Annotated in this window: 4 protein-coding genes; all 4 read right to left on the bottom strand. The window is 68.4% G+C overall.

The genetic code is table 11. The features are described 5' to 3' along the window. On the bottom strand, nt 1-1,107 hold a 1,107-nt coding region (locus tag ACLFQI_RS12210; RefSeq protein ID WP_410759712.1), incomplete at its 3' end, for a TIM-barrel domain-containing protein. Nucleotides 1,108-1,149: 42 nt separating this feature from the next. Beyond that, a complete protein-coding gene (locus ACLFQI_RS12215) occupies nt 1,150-1,845 on the bottom strand; it encodes an EF-hand domain-containing protein (RefSeq protein WP_410759713.1) in 696 nt (231 codons plus the stop codon). Between the two features lie 141 nt (nt 1,846-1,986). After that, nucleotides 1,987-2,664, bottom strand: a complete 678-nt coding sequence (locus ACLFQI_RS12220) for a potassium channel family protein (protein WP_410759715.1) — start codon at nt 2,662-2,664, stop codon at nt 1,987-1,989. 92 nt (nt 2,665-2,756) lie between these two features. Then, nucleotides 2,757-3,931, bottom strand: a 1,175-nt coding sequence (locus tag ACLFQI_RS12225) for a TrkH family potassium uptake protein (protein ID WP_410759717.1), incomplete at its 5' end; no start/stop codon positions are given.

Here is a 3,931-nt window from a genome sequence, read left to right on the forward strand (position 1 = left end):
GATGTCCTGCCGATGCAAGGCCTCGATGGTGGCACGCGGGTTGGGAAAGCGCTCGCGGTCCCAGCTGAAGACCCGGAAACCGTCCATGTAGTCGATATCCAGATGGATCGCGTCGATCGGGATCTGCCGGCGGCGGAATGCGTTGGCGATCGCGCGGATCTCGGTGTCGCTGCGGTAGCCCCAGCGCGACTGGTGATAGCCGAGCGCCCAGAGCGGCGGCAGGGCTGGCCGCCCGGTCAGCCTTGTGATCTGCTCGACCACGGCGGCCGGGGTCGGGCCGGCGAAGAGATAATAGTCGAGTTCGCCGCCCAGGCTGAACAGGCCGAGCGCGTCCGGCCGCTCGGCACCGAGATCGAAGTGGCTGTACCCGCTCGAGCCGAGCATCAGGCCCCAGGCGAGGCCGGGGCGCAGCGCGAGCAGCACCGGGTGCGATTGGTACAGGCAGCCGTCGACCACGCCCAGTCCGGGCGAGTGGATGTCCGTGGTCCAATGCGCGAGCCGTTGGCCGCGTCGGTTGAGCGCCCCGAAGCGCTGGCCGCAGCCGAACAGGCCCTCCTGCGGGTCCAGGGCCTTCCGCAGCCAGAGGGCGGGGGTGACGGGGCCGGCCGACCAGCCGCTGTCGGTTTGCTGCGTTGCGTTTGCGCCGATGGTCGCTGCGGCGGCTGGCGCGGCGGTCAGCGGGGTGGCTGGCGCGCCGCTCGAGGCGACGGCTGGAGCAAGCGCTGGGGCCAGGGTCGGGATCTCGTGCCGGGCCAGATGACGCCAGCGCACTGGCGCAAGATCGCTCGCATAGGCGGCGCCGTCGGCACGGCCGAGCGAGAGCGCGCCCGTGTCGAGATCGAGCGCGGCCCGCATCGCGCCGGTCGCGAGATGCAGGACGCGCGCCCGCTCCTCGCCCGAGAGCCGGCCTGCCGGAGGTGTTTTGGCCTCGTCCCGCCAACCGCGACTGGGCGCGAGCCGACCCGCGGGCGCGACCCGGATGCGCAGGATGTCGTCGGCGACGGCATCGAGACGGGTCAGCGCCTGCGCGTGCTCGGCGATGATCGCGCCCGGCTCCGTTCGCCAGTGGCAAACCGGGCCGGGCGTCCGCTCGGCATGGCCGGCCATCTCTGGGGGAATCTCTGGGAGAATCTCTGGGAGAGTGGCCGGTTAGGGCTGCCTCATCCGCTGCTGCTCAAGCATCCGTTGGCGCTGAGCACTCTCGAACTCCTGCTTGTCGATCTGGCCATCGCCATCCTGATCGATGGCGTCAAAGGCGGGGGCGTCGCCGAGGTTACGCATCCGAGCGCCCTGCTGCGAGCGTTCCTTGATGCGCTCGGCCCGGCCCTGCTCGAACTCGTCCTTGCTGATCAGGCCATCGTCGTCGGCATCGAAGGATGAGAACGCTGGCATCTGTCTGCCCATCTGGCCCCTGCCGGGTCCCATGCCTCGTCCCATGCCGGGTCCCTGTCCGGCGCCGCCCCTTCCGCCAGGATCCATGCCAGCGCCTGGCCGCATCCCGCTGCCGCTGCCCATGCGTTGGGCGCGAAAGTCGGCGAACTCCTCTACCGTGATCTCGCCATCGCCGTTCTGGTCGATCTCGCTGAACTCGGGTGCATTGGTCATTCTGCGCATCGACGCGCCAGCCTCGGCGCGGGCCGCGCGGCGTTCGGAGCGCGCCTGGTTGAATTCATCCTCGGTCACGATGCCGTCATTGTCGCCGTCGAGTTCGGCGAAGCTCATCACATCGCGCCGCATGCCGGCTCCCGGCGATGCGCTGTCCTGGGCAAGCACTGGGGCGAGCGCAGACAGGCCCAGGGCCGTGGTCAAGGTCAAGCTGAGCGAGGTGACTGGGGTGAATCTCATGGTTGTCTCCATCGTTGGTTGGGTTGAGGTTGACCGGCTGCGGTTGCCGCGCTGACTGGCTCAGTGTGAACCATCGTCAGTCCGAGCCATCGCCGGGCGCATGCTGTAACGCAACTATGAAGCCAATTCTGCGGCGCAGCCTCAAGATTCGGCCTTCAGCTGCTCACCTCCCGCGCTGCGCTCGAAGCGCTGCTCGAGCTTGGGGAGCTGTTGATGGCTGGTGATCAGGATGACCTCGTCGTCTGGCTTGAGCGTCTTCACCTCGTGCGGCAGATAGAGCTGCTCCTTGCGGTAGAGGCACACGATCCGGGTGCGCTCTGGCAGATCGAGTTCATCGATCGGGCCCTTCTCGGCGTCTTCGATGGCGAGGCTGAAGATCGCCGCGTCGCCCCGGATGACCGACGACAGCTCCAGGGACTTGGCCCCTGAGAGCACCTGCTTCAGATGCGCGGCGACCGCCCGGTTGGGCATGATGCTGTCCTCGAGTCCGAGTTCCGCGGCAATCCGCTGGAACTGCGGATCGTTCACGCGCGGCACCACCCGGGCGAACCCCAGCGAGCGACCGATGAGGCCGGCCAGGATATTGGTCTGATCGCTTTCCATCAGGCAGAAGAGCACATCGGTGTTCTCGGGCTCGGCGTCGCGTAGGACATCCGGCAGGGTGCCGTCGCCATGGACGAATCCGGCATCGAAGCGCTCCGACAGCGTGTCGATGCGCTCGCGGTCGCGCTCGATGATGATCACTGCGTGACCGTCCTCGAGCAGCAGCTCGGCGGTGGACAAGGTCAGCGAATTGCTACCGATGAATGCGGCTCTCATGGTGTTGTCGCTCAGGTTAAGGATCTGCCCTTTGTCCGCGTCGCGCTTGTTGCCCGCGGCGCTCAAGTCGGCAAGCGATTGATGAAGACCGGTCAAAGGTGACGTTTGCGCGCGAACCAGGTCGGCGGGTACAGCACCACCAGCAGCGCCAGCACCTCCACGCGCCCGAACAGCATGTCGGCGCAGAGCACCAGCTTCAGCGCCGGGTGCAGCTCGGAGCTGGTCAGCCCCGTCGAAAGGCCCGCGTTCGCGGTGGCCGAGACCACCTCGAAGAGGCTCGGCAGTGGCGACTGGCCAAGCGCCAGGAAGGCCAGCCAGGAGGTCAGCAGCACCATCGCCCACAGGGCCATCAGCTGCAAGGTTGCGGTGACCATCGACGGCTCGATGCGCGTGCCGCAGACCTGCGCCTGCAACACGGCGCGCTCGGCGATCGCGGTGCGGCGCAATGCCAGCTGCACCAGTCGCATGATGATCAGCAGCCGAATCAGCTTGATCCCGCCGGCCGTCGATCCGGTGCAGCCGCCGATGCTCATCGATGTCATCAGCACCACCTGCGAGGCCGCTGGCAGGTCGGCGACCGCGGTGGTGCTGAACCCGGTGTCGGTCTGCGCCGAGACCCCCAGCGCGAAGCCCTGGGCCAGTGCCTGCGGCCATGGCAGGCCGTTGCTCAGCGAGGCGATCGCACTGACCGCCAGCGCGGTGACCAGGATCGCGCCGAGCAGCGCGATCAGTTCTGGCTCCTGCTTGAGCGCGCGCAGGCCGCGGTGCGGCAGCCTGGCATACAGCGGAAGACTCACCGCCGAGGCCACGCAGATCAGCGAGAGCGCCGCGACGGTGGCGCCAGGCAATCCGGCGAGGTTCTGATCGGACGGGGCGAAGCCGCCGGTGGCGACCGCGGGGAGCGCGTACAGCACGGCCTCGAGCGGCGCCAGGCCGGTCATCCAGACGGCGGCGATCGCGATCAGGGTCAGCGCAAGATAGACCGCCGAGACGCGCCGGGCATGATCGCGGGCACCGGCGTCGGTGAGCCGCTCACCGGTGGTTTCGAGCAGCCGGCGCGCGCTGGCGTGATGGCGCATGATCAGCGCGACCGTCAGCACGGCGATGCCGAGCCCGCCGTACCATTGCATCCAGGCGCGCAGGAAGAGCACGGCGGGGTCGGCCTGGTCGAGGTCCCGCAGCACCGTGACACCGGTCGTGGTGACGCCAGAGGTCGCTTCCAGCAGGGCGTCGATCCGGTCAAGGCCAGCGCCGGTCAAGGGCCAGA

This window comes from Halochromatium sp. (assembly GCF_046541315.1).
Classification (GTDB): domain Bacteria; phylum Pseudomonadota; class Gammaproteobacteria; order Chromatiales; family Chromatiaceae; genus Lamprobacter.

What these genes read in the sequence shown, in the direction of transcription:
- ACLFQI_RS12215 (WP_410759713.1), bottom strand. Translation starts at nt 1,845, where the DNA reads ATGAGATTCACCCCAGTCACCTCGCTCAGCTTGACCTTGACCACGGCC.
- ACLFQI_RS12220 (WP_410759715.1), bottom strand. Translation starts at nt 2,664, where the DNA reads ATGAGAGCCGCATTCATCGGTAGCAATTCGCTGACCTTGTCCACCGCC.